This is a genomic window from Bacillus sp. BP-3 (assembly GCF_028401955.1).
Classification (GTDB): Bacteria; Bacillota; Bacilli; order Bacillales; family Bacillaceae_G; genus Bacillus_A.
This window is the reverse complement of record NZ_JAQOTJ010000013.1, coordinates 1-26,275: the sequence shown is the minus strand read 5'-3', so window position 1 is coordinate 26,275 and position 26,275 is coordinate 1. Positions and strand designations below refer to the sequence as shown.

General features: G+C 35.8%; 27 protein-coding genes and 3 pseudogenes. 13 read left to right on the top strand and 17 right to left on the bottom strand.

The annotated features are described in order from the left end of the window. Positions 1-284: 284 nt before the first annotated feature. A complete protein-coding gene (locus tag PLX19_RS18670; RefSeq protein WP_272190271.1) occupies positions 285-1,418 on the top strand; it encodes an LCP family protein in 1,134 nt (377 codons plus the stop codon). Between the two features lie 58 nt (positions 1,419-1,476). Here PLX19_RS18670 and PLX19_RS18665 read toward each other — a convergent pair whose 3' ends face one another. The 6 genes from PLX19_RS18665 to cdr all read right to left on the bottom strand — a co-directional run bounded on the left by PLX19_RS18665 (position 1,477) and on the right by cdr (position 5,249). After that, positions 1,477-1,956: a DsrE/DsrF/DrsH-like family protein gene (locus tag PLX19_RS18665; protein ID WP_272190270.1), complete on the bottom strand. Its 480-nt coding sequence runs from the start codon at positions 1,954-1,956 to the stop codon at positions 1,477-1,479. A gap of 202 nt (positions 1,957-2,158) precedes the next feature. After that, on the bottom strand, positions 2,159-2,455 hold the full coding sequence (locus PLX19_RS18660) for a rhodanese-like domain-containing protein (RefSeq protein WP_272190269.1): 297 nt from the start codon (positions 2,453-2,455) through the stop codon (positions 2,159-2,161). Between the two features lie 15 nt (positions 2,456-2,470). After that, on the bottom strand, positions 2,471-2,839 hold the full coding sequence (locus PLX19_RS18655; RefSeq protein ID WP_272190268.1) for a rhodanese-like domain-containing protein: 369 nt from the start codon (positions 2,837-2,839) through the stop codon (positions 2,471-2,473). Positions 2,840-2,857: 18 nt separating this feature from the next. Then, a complete protein-coding gene (locus PLX19_RS18650) occupies positions 2,858-3,085 on the bottom strand; it encodes a sulfurtransferase TusA family protein (RefSeq protein WP_272190267.1) in 228 nt (75 codons plus the stop codon). A 121-nt stretch (positions 3,086-3,206) separates the two neighbouring features. After that, the gene (locus tag PLX19_RS18645; RefSeq protein ID WP_035432943.1) at positions 3,207-3,470 is read right to left on the bottom strand and encodes a metal-sensitive transcriptional regulator; all 264 of its coding nucleotides are present in this window, start codon (positions 3,468-3,470) and stop codon (positions 3,207-3,209) included. 111 nt (positions 3,471-3,581) lie between these two features. Then, positions 3,582-5,249 (bottom strand): CoA-disulfide reductase, encoded by a 1,668-nt coding sequence (gene cdr / locus PLX19_RS18640; RefSeq protein ID WP_272190266.1) that lies wholly within the window; start codon positions 5,247-5,249, stop codon positions 3,582-3,584. A 203-nt stretch (positions 5,250-5,452) separates the two neighbouring features. On the opposite strand from cdr, the gene PLX19_RS18635 reads away from it, so the two are divergent. From PLX19_RS18635 to PLX19_RS18605, 6 genes are all read left to right on the top strand, one after another. After that, entirely contained in the window at positions 5,453-7,660 is a 2,208-nt protein-coding gene (locus PLX19_RS18635; protein WP_272190265.1) for an MMPL family transporter, read from the top strand. A gap of 481 nt (positions 7,661-8,141) precedes the next feature. Further along, positions 8,142-9,206, top strand: coding sequence for an ABC transporter permease (locus PLX19_RS18625; protein ID WP_272190264.1), 1,065 nt, complete (start codon positions 8,142-8,144; stop codon positions 9,204-9,206). Further along, entirely contained in the window at positions 9,206-9,919 is a 714-nt protein-coding gene (locus PLX19_RS18620) for an ABC transporter ATP-binding protein (RefSeq protein WP_272190263.1), read from the top strand. Before PLX19_RS18625 ends, PLX19_RS18620 begins: the two co-directional genes overlap by 1 nt. A 223-nt stretch (positions 9,920-10,142) precedes the next feature. Next, positions 10,143-10,514 (top strand): HsmA family protein, encoded by a 372-nt coding sequence (locus PLX19_RS18615; protein ID WP_272190262.1) that lies wholly within the window; start codon positions 10,143-10,145, stop codon positions 10,512-10,514. A 57-nt stretch (positions 10,515-10,571) separates the two neighbouring features. Next, positions 10,572-10,970: a DUF2871 domain-containing protein gene (locus PLX19_RS18610; protein WP_272190261.1), complete on the top strand. Its 399-nt coding sequence runs from the start codon at positions 10,572-10,574 to the stop codon at positions 10,968-10,970. Between the two features lie 13 nt (positions 10,971-10,983). After that, a complete protein-coding gene (locus PLX19_RS18605) occupies positions 10,984-11,466 on the top strand; it encodes a CcdC family protein (RefSeq protein ID WP_272190260.1) in 483 nt (160 codons plus the stop codon). 58 nt (positions 11,467-11,524) lie between these two features. Here the strand turns inward: PLX19_RS18605 and PLX19_RS18600 are convergent, their stop codons facing one another. The 3 genes and pseudogenes from PLX19_RS18600 to PLX19_RS18590 all read right to left on the bottom strand — a co-directional run. Continuing rightward, entirely contained in the window at positions 11,525-12,502 is a 978-nt protein-coding gene (locus PLX19_RS18600; protein ID WP_272190259.1) for an ABC transporter permease, read from the bottom strand. After that, a complete protein-coding gene (locus tag PLX19_RS18595) occupies positions 12,503-13,369 on the bottom strand; it encodes an ABC transporter permease subunit (protein ID WP_272190258.1) in 867 nt (288 codons plus the stop codon). Between the two features lie 193 nt (positions 13,370-13,562). Continuing rightward, positions 13,563-14,042, bottom strand: a pseudogene (locus tag PLX19_RS18590) (neutral/alkaline non-lysosomal ceramidase N-terminal domain-containing protein); the annotation flags it as partial. A gap of 159 nt (positions 14,043-14,201) precedes the next feature. Here PLX19_RS18590 and PLX19_RS18585 point away from each other — a divergent pair. Beyond that, complete coding sequence (locus PLX19_RS18585; protein ID WP_272190257.1) at positions 14,202-15,404, top strand: macrolide family glycosyltransferase; 1,203 nt, start codon at positions 14,202-14,204, stop codon at positions 15,402-15,404. 51 nt (positions 15,405-15,455) lie between these two features. On the opposite strand, the gene PLX19_RS18580 is transcribed toward PLX19_RS18585, so the two are convergent. Beyond that, positions 15,456-16,874 carry a SpoVR family protein gene (locus PLX19_RS18580; protein WP_272190255.1) on the bottom strand — a complete coding sequence of 473 codons (1,419 nt, stop codon included), beginning with the start codon at positions 16,872-16,874 and terminating at the stop codon, positions 15,456-15,458. 159 nt (positions 16,875-17,033) lie between these two features. Between PLX19_RS18580 and PLX19_RS18575 the strand changes: the two genes are divergently transcribed. From PLX19_RS18575 to PLX19_RS18565, 3 genes and pseudogenes are all read left to right on the top strand, one after another. Further along, the gene (locus tag PLX19_RS18575) at positions 17,034-17,375 is read left to right on the top strand and encodes a DUF952 domain-containing protein (RefSeq protein ID WP_272190254.1); all 342 of its coding nucleotides are present in this window, start codon (positions 17,034-17,036) and stop codon (positions 17,373-17,375) included. Between the two features lie 128 nt (positions 17,376-17,503). Then, positions 17,504-18,466: a helix-turn-helix transcriptional regulator gene (locus PLX19_RS18570; protein WP_272190253.1), complete on the top strand. Its 963-nt coding sequence runs from the start codon at positions 17,504-17,506 to the stop codon at positions 18,464-18,466. A gap of 75 nt (positions 18,467-18,541) precedes the next feature. Beyond that, a pseudogene (locus PLX19_RS18565) lies at positions 18,542-19,174 on the top strand (type 1 glutamine amidotransferase family protein). A 263-nt stretch (positions 19,175-19,437) separates the two neighbouring features. Here PLX19_RS18565 and PLX19_RS18560 read toward each other — a convergent pair. The 6 genes from PLX19_RS18560 to PLX19_RS18530 form a co-directional block, all read right to left on the bottom strand. Next, complete coding sequence (locus PLX19_RS18560; protein ID WP_272190252.1) at positions 19,438-19,998, bottom strand: nitroreductase family protein; 561 nt, start codon at positions 19,996-19,998, stop codon at positions 19,438-19,440. Between the two features lie 564 nt (positions 19,999-20,562). Next, positions 20,563-21,090: a permease gene (locus tag PLX19_RS18550; protein WP_272190251.1), complete on the bottom strand. Its 528-nt coding sequence runs from the start codon at positions 21,088-21,090 to the stop codon at positions 20,563-20,565. Further along, entirely contained in the window at positions 21,087-21,569 is a 483-nt protein-coding gene (locus PLX19_RS18545) for a hypothetical protein (protein ID WP_272190250.1), read from the bottom strand. The genes PLX19_RS18550 and PLX19_RS18545 overlap by 4 nt, the downstream gene beginning before the upstream one ends. Beyond that, the gene (locus PLX19_RS18540) at positions 21,562-21,903 is read right to left on the bottom strand and encodes a PadR family transcriptional regulator (RefSeq protein WP_272190249.1); all 342 of its coding nucleotides are present in this window, start codon (positions 21,901-21,903) and stop codon (positions 21,562-21,564) included. Before PLX19_RS18540 ends, PLX19_RS18545 begins: the two co-directional genes overlap by 8 nt. A 427-nt stretch (positions 21,904-22,330) precedes the next feature. Continuing rightward, on the bottom strand, positions 22,331-23,740 hold the full coding sequence (locus tag PLX19_RS18535) for a sensor histidine kinase (protein ID WP_272190248.1): 1,410 nt from the start codon (positions 23,738-23,740) through the stop codon (positions 22,331-22,333). Next, complete coding sequence (locus PLX19_RS18530; protein ID WP_272190384.1) at positions 23,727-24,413, bottom strand: response regulator transcription factor; 687 nt, start codon at positions 24,411-24,413, stop codon at positions 23,727-23,729. The genes PLX19_RS18535 and PLX19_RS18530 overlap by 14 nt, the downstream gene beginning before the upstream one ends. Before the next feature lie 287 nt (positions 24,414-24,700). Here PLX19_RS18530 and PLX19_RS18525 point away from each other — a divergent pair, with 287 nt between their 5' ends. Then, complete coding sequence (locus PLX19_RS18525) at positions 24,701-25,300, top strand: hypothetical protein (RefSeq protein ID WP_272190246.1); 600 nt, start codon at positions 24,701-24,703, stop codon at positions 25,298-25,300. Between the two features lie 159 nt (positions 25,301-25,459). After that, a complete protein-coding gene (locus tag PLX19_RS18520) occupies positions 25,460-25,918 on the top strand; it encodes a PCYCGC motif-containing (lipo)protein (protein ID WP_442869069.1) in 459 nt (152 codons plus the stop codon). A 181-nt stretch (positions 25,919-26,099) separates the two neighbouring features. Here PLX19_RS18520 and PLX19_RS18515 read toward each other — a convergent pair. After that, positions 26,100-26,275: pseudogene (locus PLX19_RS18515) on the bottom strand (transposase); the annotation flags it as partial.

The window sequence follows — 26,275 nt, the reverse complement described above, 5'->3', positions numbered from 1 at the left end:
CGGGCAGTAATACTCCCACTAATAACAGGATAAACAAGGTTGCCGCAGGTAACCTTGTTGTTTTGTTATATAACTTAGAGTAACTCTCGCCCGCCTAAAAACAAAAGCGCTTTCAATTTGTGTGTATATATTGTCGTCAATCTATTGCACTACATTACTGTCGAAATAGAGAGAAAATTTTTAAAATGTAAATAACTTGTAATATTCTTTTTTACAACAAAGAATTATAATTAATTGATGCGAGGACTGAATTACCTCCGATTATTGATAAAGGAGTTTATAGAATGGATCAAAAAACGGAGTTACATAAAAAAAGCTATAAGAAACTAAAAATTGCAGGGCTCATTATTGTCTTGCTTTTAATTGGCGCTGGAAGTTACACATGGTTTTTAGTAAATAAAGCTTCTTCCGCTGTTCAAGATGCCTCTCAAAATTTAGAACGTGGTGAAAAGTCTGAATTACGCGAACAAGCGGTTAAACCCGTTTCCAATAACGTATCTGTGTTAATTATGGGAATTGATGAAAATCAAGGGCGTGAAAAAGAGTATTCTGGTGCATTTCATCCAGATGCCCTGTTACTTGCAACGTTTAATAAAGATAGTAAAACAGTAAAACTATTAAGTATTCCACGTGATACATATACATACGTTCCAGTAGAGAAGAAAAAAGATAAAATTACAAACTCATATTCACTCGGTGTTGCAAAAAATGGAAAAGACAGTGGACCTCAATCTACGATTGAAACGGTAGAAAAACTATTCAACGTTCCGGTCGATTATTTTGTAAGGTTTAATTTTAAATCTTTCATAAAAGTTGTCAACGATTTAGATGGAATTGACTTAGATGTGCCTGTTACATTTACAGAACAAGATAGTAACGATACAGCTGGTGCGATCCATCTTGAAAAAGGGTTCCAACATCTAAATGGAGAACAGGCCCTTGCGCTAGCAAGAACGCGTAAAATTGATAGCGATGCCATGCGCGGTCAACGTCAACAGCTTGTCATTGAGGCGATTGTTAAAAAACTAGCAAGCGCTGGATCCATCACAAAAGTAGGAAAAATTATTGATGATATTAATGGAGAATTTAAAACAAACTTCTCATTTGACGATATGTTATCATTCTACAAATATGGTATCAATGCTTCAATCGGAAAACTTCAACTAGCCGGAGAAGATTGCTATATGGCGGAGGATAAAGTTTGTAAACCCACCCCTGCTCCAAAACATATATATTACTACATGCCTGATCAAAAAAATATCGCTGACATCTCAAAGCAGCTCCGCGAACACCTTGGTCTTCCTGCCGATACAAACAATGTAACGCAAGATAAAAATACAGATAATAAACAAGACCAAGAACATAAACAACCAACTGCGCAAAAGAATACAACGACTAGTGAAACAAATGACAATTAATATAAACATACAAAAAACCGCTGAACAATCAGCGGTTTTTTGTATACCTCTATCCACTTTAAATAAACAAATTCACATTTCCTTCAGAGGCATCCGCTAAATACGCGGCAACTCCTGCAAATTCGACATTTCCCATAATTTCTTCTTCTTTTAGTCCTAATAAGTCCACTGTCATTTGGCACGCGACAATTTTTACACCTTGTTCTTTCGCCATATCAATTAAATCTGGCAGTGGCATTGCATTATGTTTTTTCATGACATGCTTAATCATTTTCGGTCCCATACCTGCAAAATTCATTTTCGATAACCCCATCTTATCTGCACCGCGTGGCATCATCTTTCCAAACATTTTCTCTAAGAAATTTTTCTTTGCTTTTATCGGCTCATCTTTACGAAGCGCATTCAGCCCCCAAAATGTATGAAAGATCGTTACTTCTTGATCGTACGCTGCTGCACCATTTGCAATAATATACGCTGCCATCGCTTTATCATAATCTCCACTAAATAACACAATTGTTGTTCTTTTCTGTTGTTCCATGCTGCCTCCTCCTACCTCCAGAATTTTCTATATAAAGACGCTATGTGTTCCCTGATATATCGGCGATTCGACACAGTATAAAGATTCCTCGACGATGCTTGACGCACATCACTACACATACCCGTATAGGTAATTTCAAAATCCGTACAAAGTCCTTTCACAACTGAAAGGACTTTGTATCTTTTGTTCATCTATTTAACAGTTACTCTATTTTCCCTTCCCAAGCTAACATACCGCCGTTCATATTGATCACTTGGAAATCATAACTTTCTAAAAATTGAGCTGCTCGTGAGCTTCTCCCGCCAGAAAGACATACAATTACGTATTCTTTCTGTTTATCTAACTCATGCATCCGAAACTCTAATAAACGAAGTGGAATATGAAGTGCTCCTGGAATTTTCCCTTCCGCAACCTCTTCTACCTCACGTACGTCAATAATGTTTACCACTTCATGATTCATTAATTTACGTTCTAATTCTTTCGCAGTCATTTCTTTCATTTTCCTACCTCCTCCTTAACTCCAAGCGTTCATACCACCTGAAACATTTACAATATGTTTAAATCCCATTTTCTTCAAAATTTTTGCTGCTTGTTTACTTCTCATTCCACTCTGACAAATGACAATTACTTCTTTATTTTTATCTAAGCTATTTGCTTGTTGTATGAGTTCATTTAATGGCATATTTCGAAAACCTGGAATATGGTTTCCTCTAAATTCACCTCGTGTACGAACATCAATCAATTGCTTATTCTTATTCTTTTTCTTCATTTCATCTTTTAGTTCTTTCCCACTTATATTTTTCACTCCCTTAACAGGTAACAAACGAGAAATAATAAACAAGGAAATCAATACAATCAAAACGCCGTTCAACACTACATTCATATTATCCCCTCCTTGTTCTCACCCTTTTTGAATCCAAAACTTCAAAACTCCATCTTCTTCAACATGTTGTAACACTTCATGTCCACCTTTTTCTGACCATGCTGGAATATCTTTAATCGCACCTTTATCTGTTACATGCACTTCTAGCACTTCTCCAGTTTGCAAAGCATCCATCGTTTTTTTTATTCTGACGATTGGCACCGGGCATGCTAATCCTTTTACATCTAATAATTGTTTGATATCCATTTTATATACCTCCAGTAGTATGTTTCATAATTTTATTCATGTATGAATAGTATTCCCCTATACATATACCTGTACGGGTATAATAAAATCTTTTTTAAAATCTGCCAAAAAAATTGACAGATTATCTGCTTTTAACTAGTAATTGTACAGCCTCTTTAATAACATCTTCATTAGATGTATCGCCTTTTTCAAATTGCTCGCGAAGGCATTTTTCTAAATTTGTTCCGACAATTAATCCAATCGTACGATCCATTGCAGAGCGTGATGCCGTCAGTTGTGTAATGACTTCTTTACAATCTTTTCCCTCTTCCATCATGCGAAGGACACCGCGAATTTGTCCTTCAATTCGCTTCAAACGATTTTTCATATCTTGACCGTATTCCAATGGAGCACCTCCATACTTTCACTTGTTCTCTGTTAAAGATTATACCCTATTAGGTATGTTGTAAACACTTTTTTAGAATCAAGTCCTGTCAACATTGACAGGACTTGATTCCTATTCATGTGCAACGTGGTTTGGTAGAGCTGTCCCATACAGCTTAAAACCACCATCAACATTCTTTACTTTATACCCATTTTCCATTAAAATACGCGCCGCTACATATCCTCTCATGCCTAGTTGACACGTAATATAAATTTCTTGATCGGTTGGAATTTCATGCAAACGATCACGCAATTCATCTAATGGAATATTTACAGATCCTTTAATAATGCCTTGCTTTAATTCGTTCGGCTCACGAACATCAATTAAATATCCACCTTTTTCCACGATATCATCAATTTCATGCCATTGCACGATATCAACAAGTCCTTCAATAATATTGCTTGCTGCATACCCCACCATGTTTACAGGATCTTTAGCAGAAGAATACGGCGGAGCGTATGACAATTCTAAATCAGGTAAATCCATCACCTTCAATTTTCCTTTCATTGCGGTTGCAATGACATCGATTCGTTTGTCTACACCAACCCGGCCTACAGCTTGCGCTCCGTAAATTTCTCCCGTTTCTTTATTAAAGATGAGCTTTAATAAAACCGGATACGCATTTGGATAATAGCCAGCATGAGAATTCGCTTGTACGTGAACTACCTCATAAGGCAAATCTAAACGTTGTAATACTTTTTCATTCACCCCTGTTGAAGCTACTGTTAATTCAAACACTTTTGCAATGGATGTCCCCATCGTTCCTTTATATATAGAATCTGCATGGCCATGAATAATATCTGCTAATAGACGACCTTGACGATTTGCCGGCGATGCAAGTGGAATCATTGTTTCTGTTTCCGTAACAAAATCTTTTACTTCAATCGCATCTCCAATCGCATAAATAGATGGATCAGAAGTTTGCAGCGTTTCATTTACTTTAATCGTATTTCGAACTCCTAGTTCCAATCCTGCCTCTTTTGCCAAGCTACTTTCCGGCTCTACACCGATAGAAAGAATGATCATATCTGTATGAATTTTTGTACCGCTTTTCAGACGAATAACCGTGCCGGCTTCTTCAAAAGCTTCTACCCCATCTTCTAAAATGAGCTGAACGCCATGTTTTGTCATATGCTCATGTACGTATGCAGCCATTTCATAATCAATCGGCGGCATGACTTGATTGTTCATTTCCACAAGTGTTACATCAAGGCCTCTTTCTCTCAAATTTTCCGCCATTTCAACACCGATAAAGCCTCCACCAATTACAGTCGCACGGTGCGGCTTATTTTCATCAATATACCCTTTTATACGATCTGTATCCGGTACATTTCGTAATGTAAATAACGCTTTCGCCGCTTCAATTCCTGGAATTGGTGGAACTATCGGCTTAGAACCTGGTGAAAGAATTAAAACATCATAAGATTCTTCGTACGTTTCATTGGTAACTACATTTTTCACCACGATTGTTTTCTCTTCTTTATTAATTTTGATTACTTCACTTAAAATGCGAATATCTAAGTTAAAGCGTTTGGACATTTTCTCTACTGTTTGCACTAACAACTTTTGTCTTTCTTGAATCACTCCGCCAATATAATATGGCAGTCCGCAGTTTGCAAATGAAATATACTCTCCGCGCTCAAACATAATAATCTCATCCTCTTCACTTAAACGACGCAGACGTGCTGCAACTGATGCTCCACCAGCAACTCCGCCAACTACAACAATTTTTCTACTCATTCTTTTTCTCCTCCTTACTTATACCCGTATAGGTATATAATAAGCATAAAAAAACAATAGTGCAACATTTTAAACTTACTATCTCCCTTTGTTCACAAAATCGAAACGAATAAATAATCTTAATTTTTGTAACATTCTGTTCATACCCCGTTCATATTCTTATTTTAAAATCTTCTTGAAAATAAAAAGAGGAGGTTATATATGTGATCCATAAACTTGCTCGCTTCATAAGTAGTCCGAAGGGTGCCAAAATCGTGTTAATCGCTTGGATTCTTGCTATTGGCGTTTTAAGTTTCATCGCACCAGGAGCCAAAAAGTACGCAACAAGCAGTGGTGAAGGAAGCATTCATGAAGATACGCCGTCTGCTGTAGCGCAAAAGATAGTAGACGAACAATTTCCATCCAAAGATGGCGCAGTCGCCCTCCTTGTTTTTCATGGAAAAAGCGCAATCACTGAGGCAGAGCGTGCAAAAATCTCAGAAATTAGCAAATGGCTTTCCTCAGATGATAAGCCCAAAAATGTCGCAAGTGCCTTACCATTTCATAAGCTTCCAAAAGCCACACAAGATAAAATGTTCTCCAAAGATAACACAACCCTTCTTTTAAATGTTGCCCTGACAAAAGGTTTAGAATCAGATCAAATTTATGAGACATTGGATCAAATTCGAAACCATGTAAAACAAATGGATATCGGTGACTTAACACTTAAGATTACAGGTCCAGCTGGAATTGCAGCGGATACGATTACGCTGTTCAAAAATGCTGACTTCGTATTAATGTTTGCAACAATTGGATTAATTCTTATTATATTAATCATCATTTATCGCTCCCCATTGCTTGCTGTCATTCCATTAATCATTGCTGGTATCGTATATGCAGTAGTCGATCGCATTTTAGGATTGGCAGGTCAAAACGGATGGTTCGTTGTTGAAAAACAAGCTCTTTCCATTATGATGATTCTGCTTTTTGCTGTTTTGACGGATTATTGTTTATTCATCTTAGCTCGCTATAAAGAAGAGTTAAAAAAGACGAGTTCGAAGTACGATGCGATGCAAGCTGCATTAACGCAAGTAATGGAACCGATTCTCTTCAGCGGCGGAACAGTGCTGGTCGCGATGCTTACATTGTTCTTTGCTGTTTTTAATGCATATCATAACTTTGCCCCAGTATTTTCAGTTGCTATGGTGTTCATTCTGCTTGGAGGCATCACACTTATTCCCGCCTTATTTGCCCTCATAGGCCGAAAAGCATTTTGGCCTTTCATTCCAAAAGTAGCCGAAAAAGAAGAAAAGCTGGGCGGCTTCTGGACAAATGTAGGCACTTTTGTAAAGAAGAAGCCTTCCATTACAGCAAGTATACTGTTAATCATGCTCATTCTTGCTTCGTTGAACGTTGGATCTATGAAATATTCATTTAATTTAATGAAATCATTTCCGAATGATATTTCATCGCGGCAAGGTTTTGAAATTTTAGAGGAAAACTTTCCACCAGGACAATTAGCACCTGTGACTGTCATTTTAAAATCAGACAAAGAAATTGTACTGGATCAAGCCTTTCTTGATAAATTAGCTTCATTATCAAGCGCAATGAAAAAACTAGATGGGGTAAACACCGTCACACCAGAAATCACTTCCGCATTCGCGGCACCCAATGCGAACTCGCCAAAAAATTTCTTATCGGAAGAAAAACATGCCATCAAACTGCAATTGACTTTACAAGACAATCCTTACGACCAAGCAGCTTTAAATACAATCAGTCTACTACGAGAAAACAGTAACAGTTTGTTAACGCAGAGCGGCTTTGATTCCCAGCAATATTCCTTGCATTATAGCGGGCAAACACCGCAGCAATTAGATGTGCAATCTTTAAACGAAAAAGATACGATTGTGACGTTCTCGCTCATTTCCCTTTTTATTCTCATTATGCTTGCATACCAATCACGATCTATCATTATCGCGTTCACAATGATGATAACCATGTTACTTTCGTATTCAGCAACGCTAGGACTAGGTTGGATGATCTTTCATTATATTTTAGGCTACGACTCAATTAGCTATCGTCTACCTGTCTACACCTTTGTATTTCTCATTGCATTAGGGGTCGACTACAATATTATGCTCGTATCCCGAATCAAAGAAGAAGCGCAAAAATATGAATGGAAAGAAGCTGTAGCACGCGGAGTTGCTTTAACAGGAGGCGTCATTTCATCAGCTGGTATTATACTCGCAGCTACATTCGGCGTACTCATTACCCAACCACTTCAAGAGCTCTTTCTGTTCGGTTTGACAATGACAATGGGAATTTTAATTGATACGTTTCTTGTTCGTGGTATGCTGCTCCCTTCAATTTTGATTTTTTTCAAACCAAGCCGTTCGAAACAGATTTCTTCACTTCCAACAGATTTAAAATAATTGTTCAAAACGAAAAGTGTGCGACCTGGCACACTTTTCGTTTTCATAAAGTCGATACTGCCCGAAACAGAAATGTAAACTGAAGTGGATTAGGTCTTTCGATTATAAAAAAATTATTGATCTTCATGGCGGAGCAATCACAGTAGATAGTGAATTTGGAGAAGGAACGACATTTTCTATTTACCTTCCGAAACAAGAAGTAGCAAAATAACCTGCACAATATACAGAAATCAAAAAGAAGATAATCCTCTATATAATAGAGAGTTATCTTCTTTTTCTCTTTTAATGGCCTTTTTCAATGCCCTGGCAAGTGGCGAAAAAAAGGCCCTGACCGCTCTAAGCACGGCCAGACGCTCTTGTCCACCTAAAAAGAAAAGGGTTTTGTTTTTTTAACTCGTCTTTTGTAACTTTCTGTTCATATTCCGTTCATATTTCTTCTTTATGATAAGAGCATAGAACGAAACAAGGAGGAACGAACCCAATGTTTTTAGCACTTAAAGAATTAAAACAATCGAAATTACGTTACGGATTAATCGGTACAATCATGATGTTATTATCATTTCTTGTACTTATCATATCAGGTCTAGCAAATGGTTTATCTCATGATAATGCCTCTTCTATTATCGAAATGAAAGCAAATAAATTTATACTATCAGATGATGCGGATGGTAAATTGTTACGCTCGCAAATTAAGAAAGAAGATGTCGATAAAGTATTGGCACAAGTTGATGCAAAAGATGCAGTTCCAATGCATATTAAAGTATCAACATTCGAAAAAGAAGGAACTTCAAATAAAGTTGATGTTGCTATTTTCTCAAGTAAACAAGATTCATTCATTGCTCCAAAAGTAATTGAAGGAAAAAATGGTACACTAGCAGACAATGAAGTTGTCGCTGATGAATCAATTAAAGAAAAAGGAATCAAACTTGGGGATCAACTAGTAGATCCTATTTCTAAAAAGACTTTCAAAGTTGTCGGATTCTCGCAAAATCAAATGTTTAGTCATTCACCTGTTGTTCACATGAATGAAAATGTATGGGACGCTATCGCACTGCCAAATCAAAAAGATTACAGTGTAATCGCTCTAAATACTGATAAAAAAATCGATAATGCAAAAGTTGTTGATAAAAAAGAAGTACTACAAAGTATTCCAGGTTATAAAGAAGAACAAGGAACATTAACAATGATTATCACGTTCTTACTTGTCATTTCAGCATTGTTAATTGGCGTATTCTTCTATGTCATTACATTACAAAAAACACATCAATTAGGTGTATTAAAAGCAATCGGAACGAAAAACTCATATTTAGCAAATACGTTAGTTGTACAATCTATCGTCTTAACTGGTGTTGCTCTTATCATCGGCATTGGCTTAATCTTTGCGGTAGAAGCTATTTTACCAGCGAGTATGCCGTTCTTATTAACAACAACAACAATCTTGCAATATACAGGTGCCTTTATTGTAATTAGTATACTGGGTACATTAATTTCTCTATATCAAGTATTAAAAGTAGATGCATTAGAAGCAATCGGAGGTGGCATGTAATGGTAACGGAAGTAAAATGGGATAACCCAACGTCATTATTAAAGCTTGATCAAGTAAGCAAAACATACGGCCAAGGTGAAACAGAAGTAACTGCCCTGCATCCAATTACGTTAGATGTAAAAGAAGGCGAGTTTATCGGTATTGTTGGTCCATCTGGTTCAGGGAAAAGTACATTACTTTCCATTGCGGGTGCACTGCTCTCTCCTTCAAAAGGAAACATTTATGTTTCAGGTCAAAATATAACAAGCTTATCAGAAAAAGAAATGACCGATATTCGCTTACGAAAAATCGGATTTATATTCCAATTCGCAAATCTTGTACCTTTCTTAACAGTGAAAGAACAACTTCTGTATATCGCTAAGTTAAAAGGAGAAGATAAAAAAGAAGCAAGTAAGCTTGCGGAACAATTACTGAAAACATTTGGATTAGGACATCGTATGAATCATCATCCAAATCAACTTTCAGGCGGTGAAAAACAACGTGTAGCTATCGCTCGTGCGTTTATGAATGATCCAGATTTAATTTTAGCGGACGAACCTACTGCTAGTCTTGATTCAAAACGTGCAAGAGAAGTCGTTGAATTAATGAAGCAAGAAGTGAAGAAAAATAAAAAAGCAGCGATTATGATTACACACGATGAAAAAATGCTTGATGTATGCGATCGAATTTTAACACTTCGCGACGGAAAATTATTACGAGAAAACGAAGTGTAAATCACAATAAATATAAAAGCTTTCTTATCCCTATTTCCATAGGGAATAAGAAAGTTTTTTCTTTATTCACAAGTACCTCTTCATTTTTTGTTTACAACATAATACAATTTAAATATAATAATCACGCCAATTTTATATGTAATATTGCGTTCATATTCTATTCATAATTCTCATGTAACATGCTTGATATAAGGAACATGACAGTTAGAAAGGAATGATGAACGTGTTAGCATCTGCTATTGCATGTATTACAGCTGCACTCATTTTTTATACAATTGGCGTATGGAGTGAAAAATTCCAAAAGACATTAAAACCTTGGCATGTCATCATTTTTTGGCTTGGCCTCGTATGTGATACGCTCGGAACGACATTAATGGAAAAAATGGCAGACGCAGGTTCCCTATTCAGTTTCCATGGAATCACAGGCTTAGCAGCCATTTTACTAATGTTATTCCATGCTGTTTGGGCAACAATTGTGTTAATCAAAAAAGATACAAAAATGATGACAATATTCCACAAGCTAAGTATTATCGTCTGGTTCATTTGGCTAATCCCATATATTTCTGGCCTTATATACGGAATGACAAACCACTAATAATCGCAGTCTACTATCCAAAAATAAACATTGCTAATGCTACCTAGGAGGTATATGATGAAAAAGTTATATAATGCAGCATTCACCTATTTAATTATCGGTCTATTATCAGGCGTATTCGCGAGAGAATATTCAAAAGCGCAAGGAATTCAAGGTACTACATCGCTATACAAGTTGCACACACATGTGCTAGTTCTTGGATTTATATTCTTCTTGCTTGCCTTTGCTCTATCAAAATCATTTGCATTCCATGAGGCAAAAAGTTTTAACATGTGGTTCATCGTCTATAATGTAGGATTAGTTTTAACAATTGGTTCAATGGCGACCCGCGGACTTCTTCAACTCAATGGAGCTGATTTTAAAGGATTAAGTCACATTGCAGGAACGTCTCATACAATTATGGGTGCCGCTCTCGTTTGGTTTATGATTCTATTAAAAAAATCGTTCAAAGGATAAAAGGAGGTCAAACATGAGCTTAGCTGTTTTATCAAGTATTATTGCTCTTTGTATGGCTGTTGGAATGATGTTTCTTCGCTTAAAATCAGCAAAGAAACCTGTAACACTGAAAAAAATTATACTCCCGCCATTTTTTATGAGTACGGGCGCATGCATGTACTTCTTACCAGAATTTCGCTTAACATCAACTGAAATTCTAGAAGCAGTTATTGTTGGTTTATTTTTCTCTATTTTTCTTATTAAAACATCAAAATTTGAAATACGCGGAAAAGACATCTATTTAATACCTTCTAAAGCATTTATCTTTATTTTAGTCGGTTTACTCGTTGTCCGCCTCGGTATGAAAGAATATTTAAGTCAATCAATTGATTTAGGACAATTAAGTGGTATGTTCTTCTTACTTGCTTTTGCAATGATCGTCTCTTGGAGAATTGGCATGTACCGTTCGTTTATAAGATTACAAAAAGAAATGAATTTTGCAACTAAGAGTGTTTAATCCTATTAAAAAGGCCGATATTTTTTATCGGGCTTTTTTTATATCTCTCCACTCCATCTTAAAAATTAGAAGTCTGTTTTTCTTCCACTACATCATAATCTACTTTCTGCACTTTTGAAGCACTTGATTTTTCAAATGCATTTTGCAATCCTACTAACATCAAATTAGCCGCAACGACTGTCAAAGAGAAAAAGACAATTGGAACGAGAGCAATCCAAGGATGAATAGAAAGCATATGAAACTTATCCCCAATTAACCCAGACCATTCAAATGATAACGTCTGCGGGGGTTCTTTTGCAGGACTGTGGTCAATAACTGTTCCGCCAAAGAACATCTTCAATACTCCTAAATGCGCCAAAACGAGAAGGACTTTATTGAATTGCTGCACTAATAAGATGACTAACGTAGCACGAAGCTGCGGGAATATATGTTTACGTAAAATGTGAAACTTTGATCCGCCTAATACAGCGGCAGCTTCCACAAACTCTGTTGTGAATAGTTTTTTCACTTCGTTCGCTACATAAAATGACGTTGTAGGAAGTGCAAGAATAGTAAGAATAAACATTTCAAAAAGAGCACGTTGATAAAAAGGCTGCTGAAATCCATCTATCGGCATCGACATCACATTTACTAATAAGAAGTACGCAATAATCGTCAGCGGCATAATCGTAAAACTATCAAAAAACGATTCAATCTTACTGCTCCAGCTTTTTAGAAACGTACCAATTCCGACGCCAAACACAATTGCAAATCCGACCTGCAACATGGCAATACAAGCCGATAAACCAATGGTGAACTTTGCACCTTGTATAATGACATGGAGTAAGTCATACCCATGCATATCAGTACCTAGTAAAAACTGAGTAGATGGGGGAAATGGCGGCGCTCCAATCAAGTTCCCGTTCTTATAAAGGGCTGTCACTTGCCTAATTTGACCATCATTGAAGATTGTATTCGCAATACTAGCAAGTACAAGTATGACTAAAAACAAAAAACTGAACAGAAACTGCTTTTCCCGTACAAGATGTTTGATCACCTACACTTCCTCCCCTCTCATAACAGCAGGTATAAATAGATCATACGCTTTGTAAATAATGAAAAACGGAATGTATAACAATAAAAGCGTCACAACAAACACTTCTGGAAACGGATATTTCAAAACAAAATACACAATGCCAGGAACATTAAACAAATATTCAACCATCAACAAATTGGAAAACATAAACCATACAATCGTCTTGGAATAATGAAACATCGTAAACAACACATTGCGGAGCACATGATGACGAAATATGTGATAGAAATTTAAGCCTTTTGCACGAGCATAAGCAATATAATCTTTTTGCAACTCTGCTTCTACTTGCAGCAGGAAAATACGAGTTAACATAATCGTAGGGGGAATACTCAAACAAACAACGGGCATCAAAATAGACTTCTCCTGCCATGTCGTGGCAATATTAAACACCATAATATTCGTTTTTTGAAATAACCAAAGCACCAAAATTTGAAAACACATAATGATAAACAAATCAGGTACTGATTCTAATATAACCAACACAAACTTCATTCTTTTCAATTTCTCATAGAAAAAACGAATAATCAGATAGGTAAAACAAAAAGCACATACAATCGAAATGAAAAGTGACAGCATAAATAACCACAAAGACTGCCAATAAAACTCAAAAACTTGCGGAAATATCGGCCGTAAACTTTTCCCATACGTCAAATGAGAAAAATCTAATAGCTTTTTACATAAGCCCCCAAGAGCTTTGAAATAATTATTTATATCAATTTCCATTCCTTTAAACAAACTTGGTAGTGAACTTAAACAAAGAATACCTGCGACAGCTAGAATGAGTTGTGTGATTGCTGTGGTTACTTTTTGGATTGTGATTGTTTTCATAACGCCCTATCCTCCTATATACATCTTAACTTTCCAAAAATTACTATATAAATTCTATCAACATTTAGCTGAATATTCAATCAATTATAGGTGCACAAAATTAAATATACTACTTAAGAAAACTATAGAAAAAGAGCTTGGATTATTTCCAAGCCCTTTTTCTATAAAGATGCTGTACTTGATTATAAAGTTTTTAAGAATTATACAGTTCCATGACTTTCTCCACTACAAGCTCAGCAGTATTCTCTTCTGGAGGCATCCATAAATTTGTAACTGGTCCATACACCACAGGATTGAGTTCTACTTCATATCCTCCGTATCTATATTCTTCTTTTGTAGGTAAATAACCAACATAACCATTCGTATAACCGCCAAAAAAAGCAAGCCCGTCATTCAGTTTTTCTTTAATATCTAAAGCTATTTCTGAAAATGGTTCCATTGGTATTCCAGAAAATGAGCCTTCATTAATTTGAAATAACTGAATTTCTAAATCAATTGTTAACTGTCTTATATTTCGTTTGTATTTATCTAACATGATCGTAAGCCATTGGTCAGTATTTACACCCCAATGTGTTTCAGCTAATTGTGCCATTTTCTTGATTCCTTCAAGTTCAGGAATATCCTTTAATTTCATTGGTAGTGTATTTGAAATGGTTTTCAACTTTGAAATGTAGTCGACTATCGGCTGCTTTTTATGTAAAATTTAATTTCTAACATACGATCACATAGAAGACACAAAACTATTATATTCTGATACTTGTAATTGAATGAAGTAATGGTAAGGGATAGTGTTACACAATTTAGAGAACATTTTACCTAAGGAGTGATTATAATGACACGTGTTTTATTTATTAATGGCGGATCAGAAGGGCATATCAATCCAACAATTGGAGTTGTACAAGAGCTTATTTCACGCGGAGAAGAAGTAGTGTACTTCACGATAGAAGCTTTTCGAGAACGTATTGAAAAGACGGGAGCTACTGTACGAACATTTGACGATCAAAAATTTTTAAAAGCCTTTATCTCAGGCGGAAGAGATTATTTACCTGAAAGAATCAACGGTCTTTTACATACGGCGGATATCATTATACCTAGCGTTCTTGAACAGATTCAGGGAGAACATTTTGATTACATCATTCACGATTCTATGTTTGGTTGTGGACGTTTACTTTCCCAAATTCTAAAGCTCCCTGCAATTAATTCGTGTACATCTTTTGCTCAAACTGAACTATCATTTGAAAGAACGTTAGAACATCTTTCACAAAAAATCCCAACAGAGATCGCTAAAGAGATAAATAATGAGTTTCAAAACCTGAAAACAAAAATTAAAGAAAAATATGGTGTTGAAATCAGTTCTCCTTATGAAGTTTTCTGTAACCCTGCACCATTTACAATCGTTTATACAACTAGAGAGTTTCAACCTTTTGGAGAAATATTTGACGAAACCTACAAATTTGTAGGTCCATCCCTCTCTTCACGATTAACGAAAGAAAACTTCGACCTTACTACAATTAAAGGAAAAAGCCCAATTTACATTTCACTAGGTACCGTCTTTAACCAAGCAATTGATTTTTATAAGCTTTGCTTTAAGGCATTTGGAAACACTGATCATACTGTTGTCATGTCTATTGGGCAAAAAGTTCAAATATCTGATTTAGAAGATATCCCTAAAAACTTCATTGTAAAAAATTATGTTCCACAAACCGAAGTGCTAAAATACGCTAAATTATTTATCACACATGGTGGAATGAATAGTACCCATGAAGGTCTCTATTACGGTGTTCCGCTAATTGTAATCCCACAAAGTGCGGATCAACCTGTTGTTGCTCAGCGCGTTGCCACTATCGGAGCAGGTATCAATTTAAGTATGAACAGGCTAACAGCTAACCAACTTTGGGAAACTGCGGACCAAGTATTACACAATCCTTCTTTCCTAAAAGAAGTTGGCAACATTAGCGAATCCTTTCAAAAGTCAGGCGGGTATTGTCAGGCTGTTGATGAGATTTTTGAATTTAAGAGGAAATATGATATGTAAATACTTTTCTTATACACTGCCAATGAAAAAAGCCGCTGATTCCAGCGGCCCTCACACATACTTCCGATGCACCATCTTCCCATCATAAGAAAACACAACATTCTTACTCTCCACAATCGACTCCATATGCACCGTTCTTCCCCATAATTGATAAATGTACGGCAACACTTTCTCTAAATATTTCAAATCGAGCTCAATTCCTTCATAACAATGCTTAATATACAATTCGCCGTTTTTTAAATGGTCTCCATCTTCAACAACTAAATATGGAAATCCACCATTTGTTCTCATATTCACGAGCTGATCGCGAACATTTTCCCATTCTTTATCGATGACTTTATAATCCTTTCCTTGGCGCTGGAATAAATACATATCTTCACGCATGACGAGTTCTTTGTTTAAGTAATTTCTAAGGAATGATACGTCCCATTCAATTTCACGCACCTCGAAGATTTTTTCTCTTCCTGAGTTTGGTTTTACGCCTTGGCGTATCATTTCTTCTGTCGGGTTGTTGTAGCGTTCTTCGATGTCTTCGAAAACTTTAATACCGAGGTAATACGGATTAATGCTTGTTTTTGATGGCTGCACAACTCCTGCATTTAATTTTGCGAATTCGATTGCTTCGTCTGAGCTTAAGTCCATTTCGCGGAGGATGCGTTGATGCCAATACGAAGCCCAGCCTTCGTTCATGATTTTCGTTTCAAGCTGCGGCCAGAAGTACAGCATTTCCTCACGCATCATCGTTAAAATATCGCGCTGCCACTCTTCTAGTTCGCGGCTGTATTGTTCAATAAAGAGAAGTAAGTCTTTTTCTGGTTGCGGTGGAATTTTTCTTTTCTTCCGTGCATTAGGCAATTCGCGTTTCTTATTTCGATTTTCTAAGTTCCATAAATCATCATATGGCGTAGGTGTCTTTTTTATCGTTTCTTCCTCGTCTTGATCATCTGCACTCCACGACAGCTTTGGTCTCATAAGTGAAGGATCAATGTGCTCTTGAATAGCCAACACTGCATCTAAAAACGTTTCGACCTCCGCTTTTCCATATTTGTGTTCATAATTTTTCACTCTCTCTGCCGTTGCCGACATACTTTCGACCATATCCCGTTTTGTGTTAGAGAATCGAATATTATTTTTAAAGAAGTCACAATGCGCCAATACGTGAGCGACAATCAGTTTATTTTGAATGAGTGAGTTTGTATCTAATAAAAAGGCATAGCACGGATTCGAGTTAATGACGAGCTCGTATATTTTACTCAGCCCTAAATCATAGTGAAGCTTCATCTTATAAAATTGTTTTCCAAAACTCCAATGCGAAAAACGCGTTGGCATCCCGTACGCACCGAATGTATAAATAATGTCTGCTGGACAAATTTCATAACGCATCGGATAAAAATCTAATCCAAACCCTGTGGCGATTTCTGTAATTTCCGCAATTGCATATTGCAACACTTTATCCTCACTGCTTCTCATCTCTTTTCCCTCCTTACACATTCCCTTATGAAAGTGTATGAATAGAAACAAGCTTTCATGAGGATAAAAGAAACTCTCTCCTATCTTTTAGATGCGATTCATCTGAAAAACATGTAAAATTTGCTTTAGGAAAATCGTCATTACAAAGGGGACAATACTATGAAAACAATCATGAAAGTTATGACAATACAAGCATGGGAGAACGCAAAGGAAAAAGGAGTAATTGTCGAACCTTCTTTACACGAAGAAGGCTTCATTCACTGTTCATTCCTTAACCAATCATTACAGGTTGCTCATAAACATTTTGCATCAGAGCCTTCTCTTGTATTGTTAGCAATTGATGCCGAACGTGTACAAGCAGAAATTAAATATGAATTAGCTACAAACGGTGAACAATATCCGCACATTTACGGTGTCATTCATACAAGTACCGTTACAAACATCTACCCATTACATCAACATGAAGATGGTACGTTCACTCTTCCCGCAGAACTCGCATAACAAAAAAAGGATGCTCATGCATCCTTCTTTGTTATTCTGCTATTCGTAGGCAGTAAAATTTACTTAACACTAATTAAGGGGAAAAACTTATATGATAGATAATCAATTCCATATTGAGGTGGCTTTATATGCCTAAAATGGACAATGTACTAGCAATTCTATGGATGCTTAGCTCAGGTGAAAAAATTACTGCAAAACAAATTTCAGAAAAGTTAGAGATGAATATTAGGACTGTATATCGTTATATTGATACACTTTCGACAAGTGGTGTACCTATAATTTCAGACACAGGACATAACGGCGGATATACTTTATTGAATAATTTTATTGAAGCTCCTCTTTTTTTTGATTCTGAGGAGCAAACATCACTATTTCATGCTGCTGTTTTTGCAGAAGAGGCCGGGTATTATGGAGGAGAAGCACTAAATAGGGCTATTTCAAAGCTAGGCAAATATTCAAACGAAGAGCAGGAAACAAAGATAAACCAACATGTAACCAGTCTTGAAGTAATAAATCGAATAAATTCCCTCTCGATGGAACCCTTCTTGAAGGAGCTGGAGCAGGCCGTGGCTGACGGATACTCTGTAAAAATTCAATACCATAAAAGTGGAGAAGAGCAATCAAAGTATAGATTGGTTGATCCATACAGAATTATTTATTGGAATAATAAGTGGTATATGATTGGATTTTGTCATCTTAGAAACGATATCCGCAGTTTTAGAGTAGAGAGAATTGAAAATCTAATGCTAACTGGAAATAAGTTTAACCGGCCAGAAAATTTTTCGGCACGTGACCTTTTCTTGAAAAACCTCCTTCCTACTATGGAAGATAAGAAAAGGATTATTTCTTTAGTTATTAGTGGAAATAACAGTACGCTAAATGATGTTTGCCAACATTGGTTTTTGGGAAATTATTTACATGAACGAACTTCAAATCAAGGTGTATTCCTGCTTGAAAAAGATATACTACATACATACGTACCTTATTTACTTTTACCGTACGGTAAATCCATTCAAATTATTGAGCCAGTAAGTCTTAAGAAAAGACTTATTGAAATTCTGTCGGAATTAATACAATTTCATCAAGTATGATAACTTCCCTGACGTTAGCTGTCAGGGAAGTTATTTTATAATAGGCGATATCAATTGTAATTGGAGTGTGATTGGATGCAAACAAAAAAAGCTTATCTTTATGTATTTCATACAATGTCAGACTGAGAATATGGATATTTAATTGCTGAACTAAACTCAGGAAGATATTTCAAAAAAGATTTAGCACCTTTAAAAGTAGTTACAGTAGGAATTACTAAAGAAATGATTACTACAATGGGAGGACTGAATATAAAACCAGACATTTCCCTTGATGAATGTACACTTGAGAGTAAAGATCTTATCGTTTTACCCGGAGGGAATACTTGGGGAGAAGATATTCATCAACCTATCTTGAAAAAAATTGGCGAAGCTTTAAAACTTGGCACTATTGTTGCTGCAATTTGTGGTGCAACTGAGGGACTGGCGAATATCGGATACCTAGACTCTAGAAAGCATACAAGCAATAACTTAGAGTATATTAAAATGGTCTGTCCTAATTATAAAGGAGAAAAATTTTATGAGATGGGACCTGCAGTATCTGATGAGAATTTGGTTACTGCATCAGGAATAGCTCCTTTGGAATTTGCGACGGAAGTACTGAAAATTTTAGATGTATTTGCACCAGATACATTGCATTCATGGTATAACCTACATAAGACTCATAAACCTGAATACTTCTTCCAGTTAATGAATTCAATAACTAGATGAACCTTAATGGCATTTTGTTATGATAATAATGATGGACCGTTCTTCAAGAATCAGCCGTGACTGTGAAATAACACTGTTAGAAAATGATCCATCTTTTTTATAAAAACTAAATCTATCCCAAATAAAGCCCACGCATTTTGAACAATCTTTGTTCAAAATGCGTGGTTTTCTTCTATTAATCAAACTTTATTTCAAACCAACGCCCAATTGGGCAGGATTTCCATCAATGAAGGATGAAGCCCCCCACTGATGGGAATTTCACTTTATCCCTCAAAAATCTCTAACTTCTCCGTAATCGGCGTGCGCTCTTTCCCTTCTGGTACTTTATCAAAATAGCCAACATGTAAAATGCCAACAACTCGCTGTCCTTTCGTTAAACCGATTGCTTTCATAAACTCAGGATTGTAAATCAGTCCGCCTGTTTTCCAAACAGTTCCTAATCGATGTTCCCAAGCTAGAAGCTGGAAGTTTTGTATAAATGCACATACAGCAGCATAGTCTTCATCACGCTGTACTTGACGCGGGTCTTCATCCATATAAACAACAATTTGAGCTGGTGTATTCATAAACCGTTCTGTTAACATGTTTCTGCGCTTTTCTCTTTCCTCTGCTGAAAACGAGCTTAAAACAGCGTCTACTAATGTTTTTCTGCCGTTACCTATAAATAATTTACATTGCCACGGCTCGCGGTGTTTATGATTTGGTGCCCACGTTGCATCATTTAATAGTTCAATTAGTAATTCTTTTTCTACTGCTTGATTTATAAATGTACGAATAGATCTTCTTTCTTTCACAACAGTTGCGATGGAAGTATAAGTTGTCATCTTTTCTCTCCTTCATTATTTTCTATCTATATGTATACGTTCCTCAGTTGATAAAGATTATCAATTTCAATTATAAGTCAGTTTCATTATATAAATCAATATTTAATACCCAAAAACTCTTTTCTTTTTATGAACATGTATAGAAAGAATTGGGGTATCACCTTATCGCCATCAACTTAGGAAAAATTCAATACCCCAAAACGAGAATTTCACGTGTTTTTAATTTAAAAATGTTAATGATTTGGTTTTAGAAGAACAGATTTTTCTAAGTAACAAAAAATACTGGATTATGAGATTGAGGGAATAAAAAGAGCTTCTTGTATTATTGATGAGGATTTAGTTGATAGCTATTATATGTCTAAGATTTTGAATGTACCTAAAGCAAAAAAAGCACTCTAAGTACATCCCATTAGATATGGAGCAATTACAGTCAGGTGAAACATATGAACTTCCTGAGGTTTATATCGGACTGTATCAGAAGCTTCCTGCAAGACTAATTTTGTATCATGAAACATAGACAAAAGAATCTGGGATGGAAGGACTTAAAGACTTATTAGTCTAAATCTAAACTTCTTTAGTTATATCATACTTTAACAGTTGTCGTTGGTCATAAAACTTCTCATAAATAATACCCATTAAATAGAAATATAATAGACCAAAACAAATGTGAATGAGTGTAAATTTAGCTCCAAATGAAGCAAATTCATACACCATAACCGGTAATTTTGCAGTTGTCCAAACTCCTAGAAAAAATACAATGTAGCGTATGCTCGCTCCTTTTTTTAATAAAAGTGCCGCGATTGGAAAAGCAACATAGAGAGGACCGGCTGCAATTCCTCCTAGTAATAGGGAGAACAAGATGCCATAGATGCCAGATTTTTCTCCCATATATTTAATTAATGTTTCTTTCTTCACCCACTGGTCAAGTAACCCTACGAATATTAAGACAGGAGGAAGTAGAAACAGCATATCTAAAATACTTTTTCCTGTTAATTGAAATGCGTTCCAGCCGAGCGATTGGTTTATAAAAGTCAATATAATGAGTCCCAATAGTAAAATGAAAAAGAAACGATATCTTTTTAATTCATTCATACCATCACCACCCAAATAATATACGAGAATATGAGAGACATTAACAATGCAGATGCATTACGAGAATAAGCAAAACTTCGCCCAAATATCTTTTGTTCCATCGGTAAAGTTGTGATTCCTACTGACATTAATGTAGACATTAATACCGCAACTTGAGGGAGACCCGCACCATTTTGAACTAATGTATTTCCTAGAGGAAACACAATAAAGCTTGGAATGAGTGCAACAGAGCCAATTATTGCTGAATAAACAATACCGATGAATCCAGATTTTTCCCCAATGATGGAAGAAATGAAAGAAGGCGTTAATATAGATAGTGATAGTCCCACGAAAAGCATAATTGATAGCATAGAAGGTATAAGATTACGAAACATTTTCCATGACTTTAATAGAGCATCTTTTGTTTTATTTCTATCCTTTACAAAAGAAATACTGATAAGAATAATAGCTATAGTGTAAAGGATCGTACCATTAATCATGGTCATACCCCTTCCATTTTTTATATTTATTTAAGAAAAATGATAAATTCTTAATTTTTTCTTCAATATCTATTTGAAAATCTTCTAATGTTCTTTTTCCAACTGTAGTAATTTTGTACATTTTTATCGGCTTATCTTGATCAGATGTATCCAAATAAGACTCAACAGCACCTTCTTTCTCTAATTTTTTTAGTGTGCGATAGATGATGGCACTATCAATTGGATTAATGGGAAGCTCTTCTTCACATTTCTGCAGAAGTTTCCCTCCATAGCTATCTCCCTCTGTTAAAAACAGCAAAAGAAATGCACCTGTATGTCTCCCTGTATGTTTCATAAAATATCTAACCTCCTGAATTAAATGTAAAAAATATTTTTTTGTCATCATAACATTAAAATCATTACTGTTAATAACAGTATACTGTCATTAACAGTAATGTGTTACTGACAGTATAAATGTAATATAATGTCCTGTCAATTTTAAAAAGAAACAGAAATGAATGCGATGTCATCTATAGATGGTGTCGAGGTGAAAAAATTTCAAGAAAAACAAGAATAATTTAAAAGTGAAGTAGTTGAAAAATTGACATAAAGAAACCTATTTTGATCAAACTTTATTCCAAAGCTACATCAATATAAACCGGATTCCCATAGACAGAGAAAATTTTCGTTTTGGAGATGCTTCAAAATCTTAGCTTGATGGGCAGATTAGATCTTTTTCCTAACGCAACAAAAAAATCGCCTTACTTTATGTAAGACGATTTTCATGGTCTCGGAAAACGTATGATAAACGTTGTTCCTTTATCTTGTTCACTCGTTACTGCAATCGTTCCATCGTGCAGTTTCACGAGTTCCTTTACAATCGATAATCCTAATCCAAATTCACCATAGCTATTCGTTCTAGAAGCATCTGCTTTATAAAAACGCGACCATATGGCAGCGACTTCTTCTTGTTTCATTCCTATGCCCGTATCTGCAATTTCAATCATTATTGTTTGTCCTTCTTCTTTTCCTCGTAATAAAATCGTTCCGTTCTCTGTAAATTGCAGACTATTTTTTGTGATATTTAGTAAAACTTGCAGCAATCGGTCATAGTCAGCGTAAACAAATAAATGAGCCGGGACAGCGATTTCAATTTTATTTCCTTTTTCTTCTGCTTGCAGTTCTAATTGTTCACTAACGACTTCAAATATTTCCTTTACGTCAATTTCTTCTTTTTGAAGTGTAACTTCATTTGAAAGAATGTTTTCATAGTCCAACGTTTCCTTAACAAGACGAATCAATCGCTTCGTTTCTTGTTCCATCATTTCATAACAGCGCTGCTTTTTCTCCTCTGGAATGAAGTCATTCTTCATCCCTTCTACTAAACCATTTATTGTCGTAAGCGGTGTTTTTAATTCATGGGAAACATCTGCAATAAATTGACGTTTTCGCTTTTCTAAACGCTCAATTTCTGTCTGTGCTTTATGAAGCTGCTGCGCCATATTGTTAAAATCGTTTCCAAGCAAACCAATTTCATCATATTGTCCAATAGGAATATGTACATCATACTGGCCTTTTGCGATCATTTCAGTTGCCCTGCGAAGACGCTGCACCCGTTTGACTAAAGAGCGTGAGAAAAAAATACTAACCACAAGTACAATTAGGAATGTAACGCCTGCCGCAATAAACAAATAACGATTTAATTCCGTAATGATTTCAAGTGTGTTGTGGATGGGAGCTGTTAACATCACACCGCCTTGCAGTTCACCATTTCTCATATATGGAAGCGCAACAATGGATACAGGTTGTTCAAATCTATTTACGTCTCGTTTTATTTTCAATGTTTCACCATGTTGAATTTTCTTCCATTCTTTCTCGCTTAACAATGGATTTTTCTTTACATGAACTGGTGATTGCGTAATTTCTCCCTTTTCATTAAAGATGAAAAACTTCGTGTCACGTGCACGTAATAGACTAGAAAAATGTTTTAGTTTCACAACATGAACATCCATTTCCTTTTTCTCAAGCTCATCAATAATTTTTGTCCCATAAGAAGTAAGCTCTTCTACTTTTGTCTCATAAGCAAGATTTTCAGCTAAGCTTAAAAACATCACACTTAATAAAATAAAGGCAACAAGAAAAACAAAAATGTAACTAAACAACAGCTGATAAAAATATTTAATCCTTTTCATAGCCAGTTACCGCTTCATCAAATTTATAACCAACGCCCCACACAGTTTGAATCCATATATGCGAGTCAGTCCTAATTTTTTTACGAAGCCGCTTAATATGTACATCCACCGTTCGTTCATCTCCGTAAAATTGATAGCCCCAAATGCGTTCTAAAAGCTGCTCTCTTCGAAATACTTGGCGTGGATGCTTCGTAAAAAAGACGAGTAGTTCAAATTCTTTTGGTGTTAAATTATTCACTTTCTCACCATCTAAAAATACTTCTCTCGTTTCTTCATTAATATGAAAATGGTTCGTTTCACTTTTTACCTGTTTTTTTGTTAGACGGCGGACAACTGCCTTCATCCTTGCGATTAATGTAAGCGGACTAAACGGCTTCGTAACATAGTCATCTGCCCCAATTTCTAATCCTAGCACTTGATCTGCTTCACTATCTTTTGCGGTTAACATAATGATAGGAACGTCACTGCTTTCTCTTATTTTTTGACATAGCTTTATACCGTCCATCCCTGGAATCATCCAATCTATAATAAGCAAATCCCATTCTTTCTTTTGAAACAATGCATACGCTTCTAAACCGTCTGCGACAAATGTTGCTTGAAAGTTTTCTTTCATAAAAAACATTTCAAGCATGGAACACACACTCTCATTATCCTCTACAATTAATACATGCATCGCAGCATCTTCTCCATTCCTCGAAATCTTTTTCTTCATTTTAAAACTCTTATCATATAGAAACAACTCTCTACTTCTCTTTATATATAAACCCATTTTAATTTCCCAACACATTAGTCGCTGCCATGCTGAACAAAACATGACCGCTAATACTCTCGTCCTCCCTAGATAGAAAAGATTTTTGACTTCGCTTTTTCAATTTGTACCTATTTAAAACATAATTTGTTCATAGTTTCGTCATACTTTTTGGATAAGCTATAACAAAATACATATAGGAGTGATCAAACATGAAGAAAAAGCTAGTAACAGGAATGTTAGCGGTATCATTATTATGCGGAGCAACATCGCTAACTGCATACGCTTCTACAAATAACTCACAAGCAGAAACAAAGCACCATAAATTCATTTCTGAAGAGCAATACAAATCATTAACCGAAAAAGGATATCAAAAGCGTGAAATTAGGAAAGCAGTGCGCATTGCTAAGTTAAGCGGAAAAGATATAAACACTGTATTAGACTACTATAAGCAAAACCAGAATTGGAAAGAGACTGCTAAGCACTTTGGCATTGATAAGAAGAAACTGCATAAACATCATATGAGTAAAGAGGCAAAAGCAAAATTGTTTCAAAAAGTAGCAGACATGCAAAAATCAACGCCAGATCAAGTGAAACAAACAATGCGTGACTATGAAGTATCTTTGTTCCAACTTGCAGCGCTCAACATGATTTCACAAAAAAGTAACACACCTTTAAATGACGTTTTAAAAATGAAGAAAGACGGTATGAATGTAAAACAAATTGCTGAAAAATTAAATGTGAAAAAAGAGGATATACAGGCAGAAATGAAGAAGTTAAAAACAGAATTAAAAATGAAAAAAGCAAGATAAGGAAGGAGTGTGCATTCACTCCTTCTTTTTTACTTCTAAAATTAGACTGCGCTTAATATATGTTTATATACCTGTCCATTTTCGGAGGAAACTAAAGGAGGAATCCCAATGAAAAAGCCACTTTTATTATGTTGTATAACGGGAATTCTTGCATTTACAATGATCGGCTGTAACAACGCTGCACAAAAACAACCAGTAAAAGAAACGAGCTCATCACATCAACATCATACAGAAGAGCAAAGAGATATTGCCGAAACAACACAAGGAATCGACACACTTCCTTCTTTCTTATCGGAACAAGATGCGCAAATTAAAAAGATTTACGCTGTGGCAGGACAACATGCCGAATTACTTCAATGGATTCCATGCTACTGTGGATGCGGTGAGAGCGTAGGACATAAAAGCAATAAAAACTGTTTCATTCGTGAAATCAAAAAAGATGGCCAAGTTGTTTGGGATTCTCATGCAACAACTTGTGTAAATTGCCTTGAAATCGCATTAGAATCGGCAAGGTTACAAGAAAAAGGAAAATCACCACTTGAAATTCGAAAATACATTGATAATAAATATAAAGAAGGCTATGCAAAACCGACGCCTACTCCGATGCCAAAAAGCTAATTTTTTCATGATGTATTAACATATTCCCCATTTCAGAGAAATAAAAACGAGGGATTATCTCCCTCGTTTTCCAGAGTGTTGGGAAACCCTTCAGGGTTTCCGACACTCTGGGAATTATTGATTTGTTAATGAACAAAAGAACTAGAAAATGATAAAAATAAGAAAAATAGCCCTTCACCTGACCGCTTTTGGTCAGGTGAAGGGCTATTTTTTTCATGTTTTGACAAGCTGCGGTAAGATATGCTTGCATTTGGACAGACTTCAGCCCTCGAAACCGAGTATATCGATAGCCATGTAGTTCCTTGGCATCCGCAAAACTCCGTTCAATAGTAGAACACCGTACTTTATATAGTTTTT